Source organism: Micromonospora sp. KC213, assembly GCF_004348325.1.
Taxonomy (GTDB): Bacteria; Actinomycetota; Actinomycetes; order Mycobacteriales; family Micromonosporaceae; genus Micromonospora.
This window is the reverse complement of record NZ_SMKF01000034.1, coordinates 1-19,323: the sequence shown is the minus strand read 5'-3', so window position 1 is coordinate 19,323 and position 19,323 is coordinate 1. Positions and strand designations below refer to the sequence as shown.

Here is a 19,323-nt window from a genome sequence, read left to right as displayed (position 1 = left end):
GATAGCCCGGCGGACGGTTGGGGGAGAATACGACGGTGCGTGTCGGACACGTTGGGGAGAAGAAAGTCACTGTGACCACTGACGAAGGGCGAGCGTTGTGAGCCGGATCGTGATCATCGGCGGCGGCCCGGCCGGCTACGAGGCGGCCCTGGTCGCCGCGCAACTGGACGCGGACGTGACCGTGGTGGAGGCCGAGGGGGCCGGCGGCGCCTGCGTGCTCTCCGACTGTGTGCCGTCGAAGACCTTCATCGCCAGCTCGGAGGTGGTCACCGGCTACCGGGACACCGAGGCGTTCGGCGTGCACTCCGACGGGCTGGAGGCGGTGACGGTCGACGCCCGCGCGGTCCACCAGCGGGTGAAGCGGCTGGCCCTGGCCCAGTCCGCCGACATCCACACCAAGCTGGTGAAGGCCGGGGTCACCTTCGTCGCCGGGACCGCCCGGCTGGGCGAGGACACCCTCGGCCACACCCACCGGGTGATCGTCAACCCGGCCGACGGCGGCGGGGAGTACTCCATCGCCGCCTCGACGGTGCTGGTCGCCACCGGCGCCACCCCGCGCCAGCTGCCCACCGCCGTCCCGGACGGCGAGCGCATCCTCACCTGGCGGCAGGTGTACGACCTGCCCGAGCTGCCCGAGCACCTGATCGTGGTCGGCTCCGGCGTCACCGGCGCCGAGTTCGCCAGCGCCTACCTGGCCATGGGCGTCCAGGTCACCCTGGTCTCCAGCCGGGACCGGGTGATGCCGCACGAGGACGCCGACGCGGCGATGGCCATCGAGCAGGTCTTCCGCAGCCGGGGCATGAGCATCCTGAACAACTCGCGGGCGGACGCCGTCCGGCGGACCGACGACGGTGTCGAGGTCCAGCTCTCCGACGGCCGCACCGTGTACGGCTCGCACGCGCTGATCGCCGTCGGTTCCATTCCGAACACCGCCGACCTCGGGCTGGCGGAGTACGGCGTCGAGCTGGCCCGGGGCGGCTACGTCACCGTGGACCGGGTGTCGCGTACCAACGTGCCCGGCATCTACGCCGCCGGTGACTGCACCGGGGTGCTGCCGCTGGCCAGCGTCGCCGCCATGCAGGGCCGGATCGCGATGTGGCACGCGCTCGGCGAGGCGGTGCGCCCGCTGCGGCTGCGTACCGTCGCGGCGAACGTGTTCACCGACCCGGAGCTGGCCACCGTCGGTGTCTCCCAGGACGAGATGGACGCCGGCAAGATCCCGGGCCGCCAGGTGATGTTGCCGCTGTCGGGCAACGCCCGGGCGAAGATGGACGACCTGGCCGACGGCTTCGTGAAGCTGTTCTGCCGGCCGGCCAGCGGCCAGGTCATCGGCGGGGTGGTCGTCGCGCCCAAGGCGAGCGAGCTGATCCTGCCCATTACCATGGCGGTGGAGAACAACCTCACCGTCAACGAACTGGCCCAGACCATCACCATCTACCCGAGCCTGTCGGGTTCGATCACCGAGGCGGCCCGTCAGCTCATGCTGCACGAACTGGAGTGAGCCGCCACCCCGGCGGGCTGCCGGCGGGCCAGGGTGGCCGCGACCACGGCGAGCAGCGCGACCTCCGCGAGGATGAGCAGCCGCTCGGCCAGGCCGACCAGCACCCCGCCCCCGGGGTAGGCGGCCCAGACCATCGCCCCGGCCAGCAACAGGCTGGTCGGGGCCAGGACGCGGAGCCAACCCCCGGCGCGTCCGCCCAGGTGGCCGGCGAGCAGCCAGCCGGCGATCGGCAGGGCGAGGAAGGCGAGCACCGAGGCGTACCGGTGCACGTGGGCGGCGGCGTCCATCGGCGTACCCGGTTGGTTGGTGGGGGCGACGGCGGCGATGACCAGCCCGGCCGCCCAGGTCAGCAGGAGGGCGGTGGCGGCGGACGGGCGGCGGCCAGCGGCTACCGACCTGCCGGGCGCCGGTCCCGGGCCGGTGCGCCACAGGGCCGGGAGCAGCACCGCCGTGGCGGCGGCGAGCACCGCCATGGCGGCGTCGACGACCCCACCCCGGTCCGAGACGGCGAAGTCGCTGACGGTCAGCGACCACGGGTTCAGGTCGTCGTTGCCGTTCAGGTGACCGATCACGGCGAGGAGCGCCGCCAGGGCGATCCCGCCGAGGGCCAGCAGGCCGTGGGCCCGATTCTCACGCATGCCCCCAGCCTGTCGCCACCGGCACCCGAGACGGATCAGGGAACGTCCCGGACCGGCTCCGGAGAAATGTTCCGCTTCCTCCAGTGCGATCAGATGCTCCTCGAACCGGCGCCGGCCAGTGGCACGGACTCGCGCCCACCTGCGGGGGAGGGCGGATGGGTGCCGGTCGGCGTACCGTTGTCGCCGCGCGGCCCACGCACGTCGGGCCCCCCGTTCCCGATGACCGGGCCGCCGTGGGCCGCCGGCAGGTCCCGTGCCGGCGGCCCACCCCGTCTTGTTGTGGCTGCCTGGGCGCGAGGCAAGACCCGGATCGATGTGGATCATGAACAAGGGTGGAGCCACCGCCTCAACGGCACAAATACATCCGGAGGCTCTGGCATGGTTTCCAAACTGGTAAGAGGCGTGCTCGCGCTCACCCTGGTTCTTGGCGGCAGCACGGTCATGGTCGTCGGCCCCGCCGAGGCGGCGCCGCAGAAGTTCAAGAACTGCACTGAGCTGAACAAGAAGTACAAGCACGGAGTAGGGCGGAAGGGCGCGAAGGACAAGGTTCGTGGTAACACGAAACCGGTCACGAACTTCACCGTGTCCAACGCGGTCTACGACAAGAACACGCACCTTGACCGGGACAAAGACAAGATCTCCTGCGAGAAGCGCTGAGGCTCGGTCGGGAGGGGCGGAAACCCGGTCGCCTCCGGGAAGGTCTCGGTCGTACGGTGGGGGCATGTGCAGTGCGGTGGTGACCACGACGCCGGGAGATCCCGGCGTGCCGCACTGACGTTTTCGTCGACGAGGCCCCGGGCGATCCGCCCGGGGCCTCGTGGCGTTCCCAGGTCGGTCGCTGGCGGGGCGTACCCGATCAAGGAGCGCGACATGATCGACCACCGCAGGCTCGGCCGCGAGCTGGACCTGTTCGTCTCCGACCCGCTCGCCGGGGCCGGCTTGCCGATCTGGCTGCCGGCCGGTGCCGCCGCCCGGCACGCCGTCGAGGAGTACGTCCGTGACCTGGAGCGCCGGGCCGGCTACCAGCACGTGTACTCGCCGCCACTGGGCAAACGGGAGCTGTTCGTCCGCTCCGGGCACCTCGGCTACTTCGCCGACGACATGTTCCCGCCGATGCGGCTCTCCGGCGACGACGAGTTCGTGCTGCGTCCGGCGCTCTGCCCGCACCACGCCCTGGTGTGGCGGGCCCGGGGCCGTTCCTACCGGGAGCTGCCGCTGCGCGTCGCCGAACTGGGCGGCATGTACCGGGCGGAACGCTCCGGGGTGCTCGGCGGGCTGTCCCGGGTCCGCGCCATCTCGCTGAACGACGCGCACAACTTCTGCGCTCCGGAGCAGGTGGGCGAGGAGGTGCGGGAGATCCTGCGGCTGATCGGCGCGGCGCACGCCGCGCTCGGCGTCCGCCCGGCCGGGTTCCGGCTGTCGCTGCGCGGCCCGGGGGAGAAGTACGTCGGGGACGACGCCGAGTGGGCGCGGGCCGAGGCGTTGCTGCGCGCCGCGCTCGACGGGGTGGACTTCACCGAGGCCCCGGGGGAGGCCGCCTTCTACGGCCCGAAGATCGACATCCAGATCGTCGATGCCGCCGGGCGGGAGTCGACCATCTCCACCGTGCAGCTTGACTTCGACAAACCGGAGCGCTTCGACCTGTCGTACACCGACTCGGACGGGGTTCGACGGCGGCCGGTGATGGTGCACCGCAGTCTGGTGGGCAGCATGGAACGGCTGTTCGCGTACCTGATCGAGGTGCACCAGGGCGCCTTCCCGCCCTGGTACGCCCCGGTGCAGCTGGTGGTGCTGCCGGTCGACGGGGCCCAGGCCGAGGCGGCGGAGCGGGTGGCCCGCCGGGCGCTCGACGCCGGGCTGCGGGTCGAGGTCGACCACGCCGGCTCACTGGGTGCCCGGATCCGCGACGCGGCCCGGCGCAAGATGCCGTACGTCGGGGTGATCGGCGCCCGGGAGGCCGCCGCCGACGCGGTCGCGCTGCGGCTCCGTGACGGCCGCGGGCTGGACCCGATGCCGGTGCCGGACGCGCTCGGGCTGATCGGCGCGGTGGTCGCCGCGCGGTCGCCCAACCTGCTTGCAGCGGGCTGAGCAGCCGGCCCGGACTCGTGGACCGGCGGCCTGCGCGGAATCGGGGCCGAGGAGCCGGGGTCGGGACCCCGGCTCCTCAGCGCCGGCTCAGCCCGGTAGCGTCGCCGGCTCCGATGTCGCCCCGGTCTCCTCCTCGTCCACCAGCGCGCCGGTGAACTGCGAGCGGTAGAGCCGGTGGTAGGCGCCCTTGGCGGCGAGCAACTGCTCGTGGGTGCCCTGCTCCACGATTCGGCCGTTCTCCATCATCAGGATCAGGTCGGCGTCGCGGATCGTGGAGAGCCGGTGCGCGATGACGAAGCTGGTCCGCTCCGAGCGCAGCGCCGCCATCGCCCGCTGGAGCAGCACCTCGGTGCGGGTGTCCACCGAACTGGTCGCCTCGTCGAGGATGAGCAGCGACGGCTCGGCCAGGAACGCCCGGGCGATGGTGATGAGCTGCTTCTCGCCGGCGCTGACGTTGCTGCCCTCCTCGTCGATCACGGTGTCGTACCCGTCGGGCAGGCTTCGGACGAACCGGTCCACGAAGGTGGCCCGGGCGGCGGCGAGGATCTCCTCCTCCGTCGCGTCGGGCCGCCCGTAGGCGATGTTGTCCCGGATGGTGCCGCCGAACAGCCAGGTGTCCTGCAGCACCATGCCAATCCGGCCGCGCAGGTCGTCCCGGCGCAGCGTGGTGACGTCCACCCCGTCGAGGGTGATCCGTCCGGCGTCCAGCTCGTAGAAGCGCAGGATCAGGTTGACCAGGGTGGTCTTGCCGGCGCCGGTGGGACCGACGATCGCCACGGTGTGGCCGGGCTCGGCGACCAACGACAGGTCCTCGATGAGCGGCTTGTCCGGGTCGTACCGGAAGGAGACGTGGGTGAACTCGACCCGGCCACGTGGTTCGGTGACCCGGGCCGGCGGCTCCGGATCGCGGCTCTGCTCCTCGGCGTCGAGCACCGCGAACACCCGCTCGGCCGACGCGATGCCGGACTGGAGCAGGTTGGCCATCGACGCGACCTGGGTGAGCGGCTGGGTGAACTGCCGGGAGTACTGGATGAACGCCTGCACGTCGCCGAGGCTCATCGAACCGGACGCCACCCGCAGCCCGCCGACCACGGCGATCGCCACGTAGCTGAGGTTCCCGATGAAGAACATCGCCGGCATGATGATCCCGGAGATGAACTGCGCGCCGAAGCTGGCCCGGAACAGCTCCTCGTTCTTGGCGTGGAAGGTCGCCTCCACCTCGCGTTGCCGCCCGAAGACCTTCACCAGCTCGTGGCCGGTGAACGCCTCCTCGACATGGCCGTTCAGCTCGCCGGTGTGGGTCCACTGGGCGATGAACCTGCGTTGGGAGCGCTTGGCGATCTGGGCGGTCACCACCACCGACAACGGCACCGCCACCAGGGCGACCAGGGCCAGCAGCGGCGAGATCCAGAACATCATCGCCAGGACACCGACCACGGTGAGCAGCGAGGTGAGCAGTTGGCTCAGGGTCTGCGAGAGGGTCTGCGAGATGTTGTCGATGTCGTTGGTGACCCTGCTGAGCAGCTCGCCGCGGGGCTGCCGGTCGAAGTAGGGCAGCGGCAGCCGGTGCAGCTTCTCCTCCACCTCGGCGCGCAGCCGCAGCACGGTGGCCTGCACGACGCCGTTGAGCAGCCAGCCCTGCCACCACATCAGCAGGCTCGCGCCCAGGTAGAGCACGACGGCGAGGGCCAGCGTACGGCCCAACGCGGTGAAGTCGATGCCCACGCCGGGCACCACGTCCATCCGGGCCAGCATGTCGGCGAAGTTCTCGTTGCCCGCGGCCCGGGCTCCCGCCACCGCCTGTTCGATCGTGCTCCCGGAGGGCAGTTGCCGCCCGATCACCCCGGCGAAGATGATGTCGGTGGCGTGGCCGAGGATCTTCGGGCCGGTCACGGTGGCGGCGACGCTGGCCACCGCCAGGCCGACGATCGCCGCCAGGTGCAGCCGGTGCGGTCGCAGCCGGCCCAGCAGCCGGCGGGTGGACGGCCCGAAGTTCAGCGATTTCTCCACCGGCATGCCGGCGCCCATCCACGGCGGTCCGCCGCTTCCCCGGCCCGGCGGCAGCCGCTTCGGCGTCTGCGCCGGGGCGGTCGGCTTCTGCTGCGGTACGGCGCTCATGCCGTCACCTCCGCCGTCTGCTGGGACGCCACGATCTCGGCGTACGTCGGGCAGGTGTCCAGCAGTTCCTCGTGTCGTCCCATTCCGACGACGCCCCCGTCCTCCAGCACGATGATCTGGTCGGCGTCGACGATCGTGGAGACCCGCTGGGCCACGATCACCACCGCCGCGTCCGCGGTGACCGGCCGCAGTGCCGCCCGCAGCCGGGCGTCGGTGCCGAGGTCGAGCGCCGAGAACGAGTCGTCGAACAGGTAGATCTCCGGCCTGCGGACCAGTGCGCGGGCGATGGCGAGCCGCTGCCGCTGCCCACCGGAGACGTTCGTGCCGCCCTGCGCGATCGGGGCGGCCAGGCCGCCGGGCATCTGCGCGACGAAGTCGCGGGCCTGGGCGATCTCCAGCGCCGCCCACAGCTCCTGGTCGGTGGCGTCCGGGTTGCCGTACCGCAGGTTGCTGGCGACCGTGCCGGTGAACAGGTACGGCCGCTGCGGCACCAGCCCGATCCGCCGCCACAGCTCGTCGGGCGCCAGCTCACGGACGTCCACCCCGTCCACCAGCACCGCGCCGGCCGTCGGGTCGACCAGGCGGGGGACCAGGCTGAGCAGGGTGGTCTTGCCGGCGCCGGTGGCGCCGATGATCGCGGTGGTCCGCCCGGGCGCGGCGCGGAACGAGATGCCGCGCAGCACCGGCGCGCTGGCCCCCGGGTACTGGAAGGAGACGTCCCGCAGCTCCAGCTCACCCCGGCGCTCGACCCGGGTCACCGGCCTGGCCGGTGGCACCACCGAGGAGTCGGTGTCCAGCACCTCGACGATCCGTTCGGCGCAGACCGCGGCGCGCGGCACCATCATCAGCATGAAGGTCGCCATCATGACGGCCATCAGGATCTGCATCAGGTACTGCAGGAACGCGGTCAGCGCGCCGACCTGGATCTGGCCGGCGTCCACCCGGGCCGCGCCGAACCACAGGACCGCGACGCTGGAGACGTTGAGGATCAGCATCACGATCGGGAAGATCAGTGCCTGGAGCCGGCCGACCCGCAGGGCCGTCGCCGTCAGGTCGGTGTTGGCCACCGCGAAGCGGTCCGTCTCGTACGGCTCTCGGACGAACGCGCGGACCACCCGGATTCCGGTGATCTGCTCGCGCAGCACCCGGTTGACCGTGTCGATCCGGGTCTGCATCAGCCGGAAGCCCGGCACCATCCGCCGGATGACCAGCCCGAGCGCGATCGCCAGCACCGGCACGCTGACCAGCAGCAGCCAGGAGAGTCCCACGTCCTCCCGAAGCGCCATCACCACGCCGCCGACGCTCATGATCGGCGCGGCGACCAGCATGGTGCAGCTCATCAGCACGAGCATCTGCACCTGCTGCACGTCGTTGGTGTTGCGGGTGATCAGCGAGGGTGCGCCGAAGCGGGCCACCTCGCGGGCGGAGAAGCGGTTGACCTGTCCGAAGACCTCGGCCCGGACGTCCCGCCCGAAGGCCATCGCGGTGCGCGCGCCGAAGTAGACGGCCGCCACCGAGCAGACGATCTGTACCAGGCTGACCAGCAGCATCCAGCCGCCGGTGCGCAGGATGTAGTCGGTGTCGCCCCGGGCCACGCCGAGGTCGATGATGTCGGCGTTGAGGCTCGGCAGGTAGAGCGAGGCCATCGTGCCGACGAACTGGAACAGCACCACCGCCAGCAGCGGCCGGTGGTACGGCCGCAGGAAGTCGCGCAGCAGTCGGGTCAGCACCGGCTGCCTCCCGGTGCGGTCTCGCCCGGATCCTGGATGCGTGAATGCAAAATGCTGTCCTCCCCGTCGGACATCTTCGTGATCAACTCGGTCAGGAACGTCCGGATCACGGCCTTCTTCGCCGGGTCGGCGTCGACGGAGGTGAGCGGATCGTCCCGGTGCATCAGGTCGGTGAGTTGTCGCACGTGCTCCCGGCCCTTGTCGGTCAGCATGAGCTGCACCGACCGTCGATCGGCGGCACCTCGCCGACGGCTGACGAAGCCGTCGCGCTCCAGGGTGTCCACGATGCCGGTCAGGGTCGCGGGCCGGACGAAGCACAGCTCGGCCACCTCGCGGTGGGTCGCCGGCTCTGTCCGGGCCAGGACGAACAGCACCCGGACGCCGGCGAGGCTCAGCCCGTGCCGCTCCGTCAGGTAGCGCCCCAACTGCTGGTCGACGAGGTGGCCGGCGACCGAGACGAGCCGGGCCGTCGACACCTCCCGTAGCGCGTCCGGCCACCGGACCAGTCGTTCCATCTGCACCACGACATGTTAGATCCAAGATATTCAGGGGCCAAACAAAATTCCGAGGCCGGCGGCGATGAAGAGGACCTGCAGTGCGGTGCGTGGGCCGAGCGGGGTGACCGGCCGTCCGGCCAGCGTCAGCCGGCGGCGGGCCGCCGAGACGTTCGCCGGGAACATCGCCAGCAGCAACAGGGTCAGGCCGGCGGCCGCCCAGCGGGCGGTGGCGGGGATCAGCAGGCCGGCCGCGCCGGCCAACTCCAGTACGCCGGTCGCGGTGACCAGCAGTTCGGGGCGGGGTAGGCGCGGCGGGACCATGGCGATCAGGTCCGCTCGCCGGGGGGCGGTGAAATGGGCAATGCCGGTCAGGACGAACATCGCGGCCAGGCCGACCCGCAGGGCGGGCTGCCAGCCGTCCAGCGCGTCGACCCCGGCCAGGCCAGCCAGCCGGGCCAGCGTGGTGCCGACCAGCAGGGCGATCAGTGGAGCCACGGAAAGTCCCTCCCTCGATTTTGCCACTGCCAAGATTGGCCTTCGGGAGGGGTCTTGTCAATGACAAGTTAGGATTGCGGAATGACGAGCAATCGGCCGTACCACCATGGCGACCTGCGTCGCGTGCTGCTCGCCGCAGCGGTCGAGGCGATCGAGGAGGCCGGCCCGGCGGCGCTGAGCCTGCGTGAGCTGGCCCGCCGCGCCGGTGTCTCGCACGCCGCCCCGGCGCACCACTTCCGCGACAAGGCGGGGCTGCTCACCGCGCTCGCGACGGAGGGCTTCGACCTGCTCACCGAGGCGCTGCAGGCGGCCGGCGGCGACCTACTCGAGGCCGGGGTCGCGTACGTGGGTTTCGCCGTCCGGCACCGCGCCCACTTCGAGGTGATGTTCCGGCCTGACCTCTACCGCGCCGACGCCCCCGAGGTGTGTACCGCCCGGGAGCGCTCCGGTGACCTGCTGCGCTCCCATGTGGCGACGGTGTCGGACGGTACCGATGACGCGCGCCGCAACACCCTCGCCGCCTGGTCGATCGTGCACGGCTTCGCCACCCTCTGGCTGGCCGGGGCACTCCCCCCCGATGTCGGCGACGACCCGCAGGCGAGCGCCCGCGAGGTCATCGCCCGGCTCTTCGACTGACCGGCGTCGCACCTCACCAACTGGTGGGCAGCGGCATCCCCTCGGTGTAGCCGGCGGTGCTCTGCACCCCGACCAGGGCCCGCTCGTGGAACTCCTCGAGACTGCGGGCACCCGCGTAGGTGAACGCGCTGCGTACCCCGGAAATGATTTCGTCGATCAGGTCCTCCACCCCCGGTCGGGCCGGGTCCAGGTACATCCGCGCCGAGGAGATGCCCTCCTCGAAGATCGCCTTCCGGGCCCGGTCGAACGCGCTGTCCTCGGCGGTACGCGCGCTCACCGCCCGCGCCGAGGCCATGCCGAAGCTCTCCTTGTAGCGCCGCCCGTCCGGTTCGGTGTAGAGGTCGCCGGGGGACTCGTAGGTGCCGGCGAACCAGGAACCGATCATCACGTTCGACGCGCCGGCCGCCAGCGCCAGCGCCACGTCTCGCGGGTGCCGTACGCCGCCGTCGGCCCAGACGTGCCGGCCCAGCGTTCGGGCCGCCGCCGCGCAGTCCAGCACCGCGGAGAACTGCGGCCGGCCCACCCCGGTCATCATCCGGGTGGTGCACATCGCACCCGGCCCGACACCCACCTTGACGATGTCCGCACCCGCCTCCACCAGATCGCGTACGCCCTCGGCGGTGACCACGTTGCCGGCGGCCACCGGGACGGCCGGGTCGAGCTTGCGGACCGCCCGCAGCGCGGAGACCATGCGTTCCTGGTGCCCGTGCGCGGTGTCCACCACCAGCGTGTCCACCCCGGCCGCCAGCAGCGCCTCGGCCTTGCCGGTGACGTCGCCGTTGATGCCCACCGCAGCGGCGATCCGTAGCCGACCCCGGTCGTCCACCGCCGGCCGGTAGAGGGTGGCGCGCAGCGCACCCTGCCGGGTCAGCACGCCGACCAGGCGGCCGTCGGCGTCCACCACCGGGGCCAGCCGCCGCCGGCCCGCCGAGAGCCGGTCGAAGCCGGTACGCGGGTCCGCGTCCGCCGACACGGTGTGCAGTTCGGTCGACATCACGTGCCGCAACTGGGCGAAGCGGTCCACCCCGACGGTGTCCGCCTCGGTGACCACCCCGACCGGCCGGCCCGCCTCGTCCACCACGATCACCGCGCCGTGGGACCGCTTCGGCAGCAGGTGGATCGCATCGCCGACGGTGTCGGTGGGACCGAGCGTGATCGGGGTGTCGTGGACCAGATGCCGCTGCTTCACCCAGGCGACGACGTTGGCCACCACCTCGATCGGGATGTCCTGCGGGATCACCGCGATCGCGCCGCGTCGGGCGACGGTCTCGGCCATCCGCCGGCCGGAGACGGCGGTCATGTTCGACACCACCAGGGGAATCGTGGTGCCCGTACCGTCGCTGGTGGCCAGGTCGACGTCGAGCCGCGAGCCCACCTCGGAACGGGCCGGCGCCATGAAGACGTCGTTGTAGGTCAGGTCGTGCGCGGGAGCCGCGCCATGAAGGAACCTCACTCCGCCATCATTCCTGGCCGTCGGCGCGGCTGCTGACGGTGGTTGCGGAAAACACCCGCACAGCCGGTGATCGTGACACGCGGACGCTCCGTGCTGACCTTTCGCCAGCCAGCCAGGGCGGCCGGTTTACGCGATGGTGCAGATCGCCGCGCCTGCCGTGATCACCGCGCCGACCTCGGCGGCGAGGGCGCTGACCGTGCCGGCCTTGTGGGCGTACAGCGGTTGCTCCATCTTCATCGCCTCCAGCACCACCACCAGATCACCCTCGGCGACGCTGTCCCCGTCGCCCACGGCGATCTTCACGATGGTGCCCTGCATCGGAGAGGTGAGGGCGTCGCCGCTGACCGCGACGCCGGCCTTGGCGCCACCGCCCCGGCGGGCCGGCCGGCGGCCGGCGGGCGCGGCGGAGGTCGTACCCGCACCGAGGCCGGCGGGGAGGGTCACCTCCAGCCGCTTGCCGCCCACCTCGACCACGACGGTCTCGCGCTCGGCCGGCGCCCCGGTGGCGCCGGTGGGCGCGGTGAAGGCCGGCACGGTGTTGTCGAACTCGGTCTCGATCCACCGGGTGTGCACGCTGAACGGCTCGGCGGTGAACGCGGCGTCCCGGACCACCAGGCGGTGGAACGGCAGCGCGGTGGCCATGCCCTCGACGACCATCTCGTCCAGCGCGCGGCGGGCCCGCTCGATCGCCTCGGTCCGCGTCTCACCGGTGATGATCACCTTGGCCAGCAGCGAGTCGAAGTTGCCGCCGATCACGTCGCCGGCCGAGACGCCGGTGTCGACCCGTACGCCCGGCCCGGTCGGCAGCCGCAGCGCGGTGATGGTGCCCGGGGCGGGCAGGAAGTTGCGGCCCGGGTCCTCGCCGTTGATCCGGAACTCGATGGCGTGCCCGCGCGGTGTCGGATCCTCGGTGAAGCGCAGCTTCTCCCCGTCGGCGATCCGGAACTGCTCGCGGACCAGGTCGATACCGGCGGTCTCCTCGGTCACCGGGTGCTCCACCTGGAGCCGGGTGTTCACCTCAAGGAAGGAGATGGTGCCGTCGGCGCCGACCAGGTACTCCACCGTGCCGGCGCCGTGGTAGCCGGCCTCCCGGCAGATGGCCTTGGCGCTGTTGTGGATCTGCGCACGCTGCGCGGCGGTGAGGAACGGCGCGGGAGCCTCCTCGACCAGCTTCTGGTGGCGGCGCTGCAACGAGCAGTCCCGGGTGCCGACCACGACCACGTTGCCGTGCTGGTCGGCCAGAACCTGTGCTTCGACGTGACGGGGCTTGTCGAGGTACCGCTCGACGAAGCACTCGCCCCGACCGAACGCGGCGACCGCCTCCCGGGTGGCCGAGTCGAACAGGTGCGGAATCTCCTCCATCGTGCGAGCCACCTTGAGACCGCGCCCGCCACCACCGAAGGCGGCTTTGATGGCGACCGGCAGACCGTGCTCGACGGCGAAGGCCACCACCTCGTCGGCGCCGCCCACCGGATCCGGGGTGCCGGGGACCAGGGGTGCACCGGCACGCTGCGCGATGTGCCGGGCGGTCACCTTGTCACCCAGGTCGCGGATGGCCTGCGGGGTGGGCCCGATCCAGGTCAGCCCCGCGTCGATCACCGCCTGGGCGAAATCGGCGTTCTCCGAGAGGAAGCCGTAACCGGGGTGGACCGCGTCCGCGCCCGACCTGCCGGCGATGTCGATGAGCTTGTCGATCCGCAGGTAGCTGTCCGCGGCGGTGTCGCCGCCCAGGGCGTACGCCTCGTCGGCGAGGGTGGCGTGCAGGGCGTCCCGGTCGGAGTCCGCGTAGACGGCGACGCTGCCCAGGCCGGCGTCGCGGCAGGCGCGGATGACGCGGACGGCGATCTCGCCGCGGTTGGCGATGAGTACCTTGCGCACCTTGGGGGCTCCTCCCGGGAGGTCGTTGACCGGGAGTGTATCGGCCACGCTGGACGCCCCTAACGATCGATCAGTGTGGGATGCCGCACTCGGATCGCGCCCGGTCGGAGCGCTCCGGGCGTTGATCGACTCCGTCCGCGCCAGGTAGCGGCGCGGGGTGGCTGGTCCACCCAACGTGCGCCGGATCGGGGAGTGCCGGCGGTTGATCGACTCGACGTGCGCCATCCGGCGGTCTTCGCGCCGTGGGAAGCCGCCAGATGGCGCAAGCGGAGTGGATCAGAGAACCCGGGCCAGGGTGACGCCGTCGGCGATCGGAAGCATCACCGTCTCGACGCGTACGTCGGCCAGCACCTGGTCATTGAAGGCGGCGATCGCCCGGTCGGCGGCGTCGCGTGGGGCCAACACCCGGCCGCCCCGCAGCGTGTTGTCCACCACGATCACTGCGCCCGGACGCATCCGTGGCACCAACTCGTCCCAGTAGATCGGGTAGCCAATCTTGTCGGCATCGATGAATGCGAGATCCAGGTGTCGCTGCAGGGGCAACTCCCGCAGCCTTTTCCCGGCCGGGCCGATACGCAGCTCGATGCGGCCGGCGACGCCCGCCCGCTCCCAGTACCGCCGGGCGACGCCGGTGTACTCCTCAGAGATGTCGAAGCAGGTCAACCGACCGTCGTCGGGCAGGCCGCGGGCGATCGCCAGCGACGACAGGCCGGTGAAGGTGCCCACCTCCACCGCCTGTCGTACGCCGAGGGCCCGGGTGAGAAACGTGAGGAACGAGGCTTGCTCCGGTGCCACCTGCATGACCGCGTCGCCGGGCAGGGCGGCCAGCGTCTCCTCGGCCAGATCGCGGACGACCTCGTCCGGCGCGGAGCCGTGTGCGACGAGGTAGGCGTGCAGTTCCGGGGTCAGCGGCAGCGGCTTGGTGGTCATGCCCCCGACGCTAGCCGAGACCTTCGATTTCCTGGCCGCCCGGCGCGACCTTCGTCCACAGGTCCGTGATGCCGAGCTGCAACTCGGTGAGCAGGCGACGCAGCAACGGCAGGGACAACCCCACCACCGTACCCGGGTCTCCCTCGATCCCGGTCAGGAAAGCCCCGCCCAGCCCGTCGATGGTGAACGCGCCCGCCACCGCCAGCGGCTCACCCGTCGCCACGTACGCGGCGATCTCGTCGTCGGTGATGTCCGCGAAGTGCACCACCGTCGACGCGACCGCCTCCGCCCGAGACCCTTGGGTGAGGTCGATCAGGCAGTGCCCGGTGTGCAGCACCCCGCTGCGCCCCCGCATCCGCCGCCACCGGCCCGTCGCATCGGCCGCATCCGTCGGCTTGCCCAGAATCTCCCCGTCGAACTCCAACACGGAGTCGCAGCCGAGCACCAGCGTGCGCTCCTCAGGAGTGGTACGCAGCCGACCCAGCACCGCCTGCGCCTTCAACCGGGCCAGTTCCAGGCACAAACCCTCCGCCCGGTCACTGACCACCTGGGACTCGTCAACGCCGCTGACCAGCACCTCCGGTTCGATACCGGCGGCCTGGAGAAGCTTGCGGCGGGCAGGACTCTGGGACGCCAGAACCAGGCGCAACGTCAAGGAGTTCGGCACGACGCCGACGCTACCGGCTGATCCGGGGAGGCGGGTCGTCGGCATGTCGACGTCGACGCCAGACCCAGTAACCGCCGCCAGCCGCCACGAGTACGCCGAGAGTGACGAGCCCACGAGCGGTGGTGCTGTCGCCGCCAGCGTCCGGGGCGCGGGCGGCAGGGGAGCTCGTGGCTGGCGGGGTGACCGCCGACGACTCGAAACCCAGCGGAGGGACGTCTGCGGTGAGCGCCGCCACGATATCGAGGACGCCGTGACCGTACTCGTCGTCCCGCCCCGGTGGCCCCTTGTCAACGGCTGTCGCGGTGAGCCGGTGGGCGACTTCAGCGGCGGGCAGGTGGGGATACTTGGAGCGGATCAGCGCCGCGGCTCCCGCAACGATCGCAGTGGCATCCGAGGTGCCAGTGCTAACCCGATATCGGCCGTTCAGTCCGGTGCAGTAAATGTCAACCGCCGGAGCTACAACGTCGATCTCCGGGCCGGTCACAGAGATTGACGCACGATTACCCTCGCGATCTATGCCTCCTACGGCGATAACTGCGTCTTCGGAGGCAGGATAGGTCACCCCGCTTTCGCGTGGCAAGTTTCCTGCTGCTGCGACAACTGTCACATTCGCGGCGACCGCTGACTTGATGGCGTGCTGCATTTCGACCGTAGCTGAACTGGCTGCTGAGATGCTGATTACTCCAGCACCTTTGCGAACCGAATATTCGATGCTGCGGGCTAAGTCGGCGGGGCTTCCGAGACCGTCCCTGGGTGTGTCATATATGGGCAGGATTTTTGATCGAGGGGCAATTCCAAGTGCACCGACCTCGTTGTTGCGGCCATGGGCTGCGACAATCCCTGCCATGCATGTGCCATGGCTGTTCGTGTCTTGGCGACCATCCCCGCTGCCGCCAGGGATTATGTCAATTCCTGGCAATAAATTTGCTGTTAGGTCGGGGTGTGGCGCGACGCCAGTATCGGGAACGGCCACCACCACCCCTTCGCCATAACTCACTTTGTGGGCTTCAGTTATCCGAAGGAACTGCAAGTGCCACTGGTCCTTCCGGATTCGATTCGAGGAATCCGATGAGGGGATGGCAAGTGATGATGTCAATGGATCGGCGGCCAGTGCAGTATAGATTGTCAGGAGTGTTGCCAAAGTCGAGCGGATGAACTGCTTTCCATGCTGCTTCACCGGTTAAAGCCAATGGCTGGGCCAGGATCTATTGGCCCCTCATCTTCGGGAGGCCGGACAATGGGGCTGACCCCTTGGTCGGTTTCCCATGGATGGTCGGGATCCCAACGTGACGGTTCGTCGGGGCTGCTCTTGCGGCCCGACTGTACGCTACTTCCGCTTGGCGTATTGATTATGCCAGGCGATCCGCCGAGGGGAGGAAAGCCCATGTTTCCTCCCCGGCCGTTGCCCGGACGGGATCCCGCGCCGCCCGTCGGCGAGGTTCCTGCGCCCCCTCCTCCGATGAGGCCTCCGATGGGATTAACCTTGCGTGGGGCAGTGTTGCCCCCTGTTGGTCCAATCCCCATTCCCGGTGAACCACCGATCAGCCCGGGTAGATTTGATTTTGGGAAACCCGAATTCGTTTGCTTACTCATGCCGTCCCCGGATCCGGTCCCGCGTTGCGGATATTTTCGAACTGGAGATCCTTCGGTTTCGTTGCGGGGTGCATTCACTAGAGGGACGCCGAGGGTAGGTCCGATATGTGCTGGAGGCGTGGGGAAGGTGATGCTTGGTGGTGATTGTGTGGGCAAAGGTGGAGGGCTGGCGATGATGCCGCCCAAGACTGGACCGCCCCCCGTGACTGGCCTTACGGCAGGTGGGACCTTGGATGTGACTGTCTGTGGCGTGGCTCGGTGCGGTGTCGCCGGAGTTGTCGTTAACGCCACCGGAATTACGGGTGGAATGACCGGAGCGCCGGAGGAAAGATAGGGATCTCTGCTGCTTTCCTCAAGTCGCGGATTGAGTCTTGGTGGGGGTGGTTTTTGGAGCATGAACTGGGCTTGTTGGAGTTCTCCGCTCAACCCCACCATGATCCCCCGTGCCTGCCCGTTGAGCTGCTCCAGATCCCCGTCCGTCACGGGCGGCTTGGTCGTACGGTTGCCGGCGACCGCCTTCGGATCGGCGATCATCGCCTCGTACGAGCGTTTCTGCGCAAGCTTCGTCGCGTACTGCTCGTGGAGGTTTTTCAGTTCGGGCCGGGCGCTGTCGATGGCGCGGGTGGCCGCGGCCAGCGCGTCGTGGTTGGCGAGGGCGGTGTCATGGGTGCGTTGGACCTTGTCGATGAGTTGGTCCAGTTCGCCCAGGTACGCCCGGGCGGCGGCGTTGGTCTCGGGCGGCCAAGCCTCGGCCAGGCCGCGGCGGTATTCCTGCAACCGGCGCAGGTGGGCCTGCGCGAGGTCGCAGATCTTGCGCCAGCCGGTCACCTGCTTCCAGTGCCCCTGGGTGTCGTGGTCCTGAAGGCACGCCCACATGCTGAGCACGTCCATGAACTGCCAGTCGGTGAGGCCGGACGTCCGGCCGCCGCCCCTTTCGATCATGGCAGCACCACCGGCCCGTCGTTACCCGGACTGTTCGGATCGACCAGCCGGAGGCGGGAGGCCGGCCCGGCGGCGTACGGGCGGGCGAGGGCCGCCTGCACGTCGCCGACCCGAGCGGCGGCGAAGGCGTCGGTGCCCTCGTACCGGTTGGCGATGTCGCCGGCGGCCGAGGCGAGGTGGCCGGTGGCCCCGCCGAGACCCCACACCACCTCGGCGGTGGCCTGCTGGGTCTCGTGATGCGCCTGCAGGAACTGCACCAGCTCGATGAACGCGTCGCACGGATCGGGAATCGCGGTGGTCATGTCGTCTGCGATGTAGGACAGGTGTGGGGCGTAGTTGCGTTCGACCTCGGCCTGGAGCCGGTCGGCGAACTCGCGCATCTGGCGGATGTCGGCCGCGATGCCACCGTAGCCGCGCAGCCAGGGAGCTGGGCGGTCCTCCTCAGGGATCATCGATCCTCCCTTTCCGTCACGACGCGGTTCCCCTGAGTGAGGTTAATCGTTGTCCGCGCTCTCGGCAGCCCCCCACAGGGGAGGGATCGTCCGGCTCGCGTACCCGGAAGGTCAGCGGGGCAGGCCGGAAGCGCGCCACCCGCCGGGACCGGCGACGGGGTGGGCGGAGGCCGGGCGGGCGCTGCGAGCCCAGGCGGAGGCGGTCACCGGTACGGAGCCGACGGTCGGCCGGGAGCGGGCGACCACCACACCCACCAGCGCGGCCAGTTCTTCGGCGGTCGGGGTCCCCCGGACGACCCGGAACAGCGGCTCTTCGGCAGACATGCGGTCAGCGTACGCGTCGCGAAGTTGACCTACGCCGCACAGTGGCGTGCCGACGGTGTGCGTGTTGTCGCCGCCGGGTACCGTCTCAGCGATGTCTGACGCACCTTCCCCACTCGTCGCTGACCGGTACCGGCTCATCTCGCCGCTCGGTCAGGGTGGCATGGGCCGGGTGTGGAAGGCACGGGACGAGGTGCTGCACCGGGACGTGGCGATCAAGGAACTCGTCCCGCCGCCGAGTCTCACCGACGACGAGCGTCGCGAGATGCGGGAGCGGTCGCTGCGGGAGGCCCGGGCCATCGCCCGGCTGAACCACATCAACGTGGTCCGCATCTTCGACGTGCTGCGCACCGACGGTGACCCGTGGATCGTCATGGAGTACGTCGCGTCGAAGTCCCTCCAGGACACTCTCGCCGAGGACGGGCCGGTCCCGGCGGCCCGCGCGGTGGAGATCGGTCTTGGTGTGCTGGGCGCGCTGAAGGCGGCGCACAAGGCCGGCGTCATGCACCGGGACGTCAAGCCGGGCAACGTGCTGCTCGGCACCGACGGCCGGGTGGTGCTGACCGACTTCGGTCTGGCGACGATTCCCGGCGACCCGAACGTCACCCGCACCGGCATGGTGCTCGGTTCGCCGGCGTACATCGCGCCGGAACGGGCCCGGGACGGCACCGCCGGCCCGGAGGCCGACCTGTGGTCGTTGGGCGCGACGCTCTACGCGGCGGTCGAGGGCAAGTCGCCGTACGCCCGGCCGTCGGCGATCGCCACGCTGGCCGCGCTGGCCACCGAGCCGCTGCCGCCGCCGAGGAACGCCGGTCCGCTCAAGCCTGTCCTCCAAGGGCTGCTCCGCAAGGACCCGAAGGATCGGATCACCGCCGAGGTGGCCGAGCGCCTGCTGCGCCGGGCCGGCGGCAAACGCGCCAAGACCATCTCGCTGCTCGACGGCGTACGCCGGCCGGGGCCGAACGGTCCGCGCGAGCCGCGTCCGCCGCTGGTGCCGTCGCCGCGACCCGGCGGAACGTCCGAGCCGACGCCGAAGCCACCCGCCCCGCGTACCGCGAAGGCCGCAGCCGCCGCAGCTGCCGCCACCGGCAGGGCGACCACCGAGAAGACCAGCCCGGAGCAGGGCACGGTCGCTGCCGAGGCGAGCGCGACCGGCACCGGATCGGCCGCGACCACCACCGGCACCGACCCCGGCAGCTCCGACGCCAATTCAGGCACGGCCCCCGCGGCCGGTACGACCGCCACCGGCTCGGACCAGGGCGGCACCGGCCCCGGATCGCCCGGATCGGACGATCGGACCGCCACGGTGCCGGCCACAGTGGACGCCGCGCCAGTGGACGCCGCGCCGACCGCGAAGGTCGACCCGCCCACCCCGGCCAACGAG

General features: G+C 70.7%; 18 protein-coding genes. 5 read left to right on the top strand and 13 right to left on the bottom strand.

Translation table 11 applies throughout. The features are described from left to right. Positions 1–97 precede the first annotated feature (97 nt). Entirely contained in the window at positions 98–1,501 is a 1,404-nt protein-coding gene (locus E1166_RS10385) for an NAD(P)H-quinone dehydrogenase (protein ID WP_132337933.1), read from the top strand. Here E1166_RS10385 and E1166_RS10380 read toward each other — a convergent pair. Next, positions 1,474–2,139 (bottom strand): DUF998 domain-containing protein, encoded by a 666-nt coding sequence (locus E1166_RS10380; RefSeq protein ID WP_132337931.1) that lies wholly within the window; start codon positions 2,137–2,139, stop codon positions 1,474–1,476. The two genes, E1166_RS10385 and E1166_RS10380, sit on opposite strands and share 28 nt — an antisense overlap. Before the next feature lie 378 nt (positions 2,140–2,517). Between E1166_RS10380 and E1166_RS10375 the strand changes: the two genes are divergently transcribed. Both E1166_RS10375 and thrS read left to right on the top strand, forming a co-directional pair. Next, on the top strand, positions 2,518–2,796 hold the full coding sequence (locus E1166_RS10375) for an excalibur calcium-binding domain-containing protein (protein ID WP_132337929.1): 279 nt from the start codon (positions 2,518–2,520) through the stop codon (positions 2,794–2,796). Positions 2,797–3,009: 213 nt separating this feature from the next. Continuing rightward, positions 3,010–4,227 (top strand): threonine--tRNA ligase, encoded by a 1,218-nt coding sequence (thrS, locus tag E1166_RS10370; protein ID WP_132337927.1) that lies wholly within the window; start codon positions 3,010–3,012, stop codon positions 4,225–4,227. Between the two features lie 87 nt (positions 4,228–4,314). Here the strand turns inward: thrS and E1166_RS10365 are convergent, their stop codons facing one another. Genes E1166_RS10365 through E1166_RS10350 form a run of 4 tightly spaced genes read right to left on the bottom strand, consistent with a single transcriptional unit; the run spans position 4,315 to position 9,067 of the window. Then, positions 4,315–6,345, bottom strand: a complete 2,031-nt coding sequence (locus E1166_RS10365; RefSeq protein WP_132337925.1) for an ABC transporter ATP-binding protein — start codon at positions 6,343–6,345, stop codon at positions 4,315–4,317. Beyond that, complete coding sequence (locus E1166_RS10360; RefSeq protein WP_132337923.1) at positions 6,342–8,075, bottom strand: ABC transporter ATP-binding protein; 1,734 nt, start codon at positions 8,073–8,075, stop codon at positions 6,342–6,344. Before E1166_RS10360 ends, E1166_RS10365 begins: the two co-directional genes overlap by 4 nt. After that, on the bottom strand, positions 8,069–8,590 hold the full coding sequence (locus E1166_RS10355; protein ID WP_132264094.1) for a MarR family transcriptional regulator: 522 nt from the start codon (positions 8,588–8,590) through the stop codon (positions 8,069–8,071). The genes E1166_RS10360 and E1166_RS10355 overlap by 7 nt, the downstream gene beginning before the upstream one ends. Before the next feature lie 30 nt (positions 8,591–8,620). Next, complete coding sequence (locus E1166_RS10350; RefSeq protein WP_132337921.1) at positions 8,621–9,067, bottom strand: DoxX family protein; 447 nt, start codon at positions 9,065–9,067, stop codon at positions 8,621–8,623. Between the two features lie 81 nt (positions 9,068–9,148). Here E1166_RS10350 and E1166_RS10345 point away from each other — a divergent pair, with 81 nt between their 5' ends. After that, positions 9,149–9,703 (top strand): TetR/AcrR family transcriptional regulator, encoded by a 555-nt coding sequence (locus tag E1166_RS10345; RefSeq protein ID WP_132264078.1) that lies wholly within the window; start codon positions 9,149–9,151, stop codon positions 9,701–9,703. A gap of 13 nt (positions 9,704–9,716) precedes the next feature. Here E1166_RS10345 and E1166_RS10340 read toward each other — a convergent pair whose 3' ends face one another. The 8 genes from E1166_RS10340 to E1166_RS10305 all read right to left on the bottom strand — a co-directional run bounded on the left by E1166_RS10340 (position 9,717) and on the right by E1166_RS10305 (position 17,942). Continuing rightward, on the bottom strand, positions 9,717–11,156 hold the full coding sequence (locus tag E1166_RS10340) for a GuaB1 family IMP dehydrogenase-related protein (RefSeq protein ID WP_132337919.1): 1,440 nt from the start codon (positions 11,154–11,156) through the stop codon (positions 9,717–9,719). 126 nt (positions 11,157–11,282) lie between these two features. Continuing rightward, positions 11,283–13,034 (bottom strand): biotin carboxylase N-terminal domain-containing protein, encoded by a 1,752-nt coding sequence (locus E1166_RS10335; RefSeq protein ID WP_132337917.1) that lies wholly within the window; start codon positions 13,032–13,034, stop codon positions 11,283–11,285. A gap of 276 nt (positions 13,035–13,310) precedes the next feature. Then, positions 13,311–13,964, bottom strand: a complete 654-nt coding sequence (locus E1166_RS10330; protein WP_132337915.1) for an O-methyltransferase — start codon at positions 13,962–13,964, stop codon at positions 13,311–13,313. Between the two features lie 10 nt (positions 13,965–13,974). Then, positions 13,975–14,631 carry a Maf family protein gene (locus tag E1166_RS10325; RefSeq protein ID WP_132337913.1) on the bottom strand — a complete coding sequence of 219 codons (657 nt, stop codon included), beginning with the start codon at positions 14,629–14,631 and terminating at the stop codon, positions 13,975–13,977. A gap of 10 nt (positions 14,632–14,641) precedes the next feature. After that, positions 14,642–15,760 carry a S8 family serine peptidase gene (locus E1166_RS10320; RefSeq protein WP_132337963.1) on the bottom strand — a complete coding sequence of 373 codons (1,119 nt, stop codon included), beginning with the start codon at positions 15,758–15,760 and terminating at the stop codon, positions 14,642–14,644. Between the two features lie 44 nt (positions 15,761–15,804). Continuing rightward, positions 15,805–17,166, bottom strand: a complete 1,362-nt coding sequence (locus tag E1166_RS10315; protein WP_132337911.1) for a hypothetical protein — start codon at positions 17,164–17,166, stop codon at positions 15,805–15,807. Next, entirely contained in the window at positions 17,163–17,618 is a 456-nt protein-coding gene (locus E1166_RS10310) for a hypothetical protein (RefSeq protein ID WP_132337909.1), read from the bottom strand. The genes E1166_RS10315 and E1166_RS10310 overlap by 4 nt, the downstream gene beginning before the upstream one ends. Positions 17,619–17,729: 111 nt before the next feature. Further along, a complete protein-coding gene (locus tag E1166_RS10305) occupies positions 17,730–17,942 on the bottom strand; it encodes an acyl-CoA carboxylase subunit epsilon (protein ID WP_132264092.1) in 213 nt (70 codons plus the stop codon). Positions 17,943–18,033: 91 nt separating this feature from the next. Here E1166_RS10305 and E1166_RS10300 point away from each other — a divergent pair. Then, on the top strand, positions 18,034–19,323 hold a 1,290-nt coding region (locus E1166_RS10300), incomplete at its 3' end, for a serine/threonine-protein kinase (protein ID WP_243710286.1).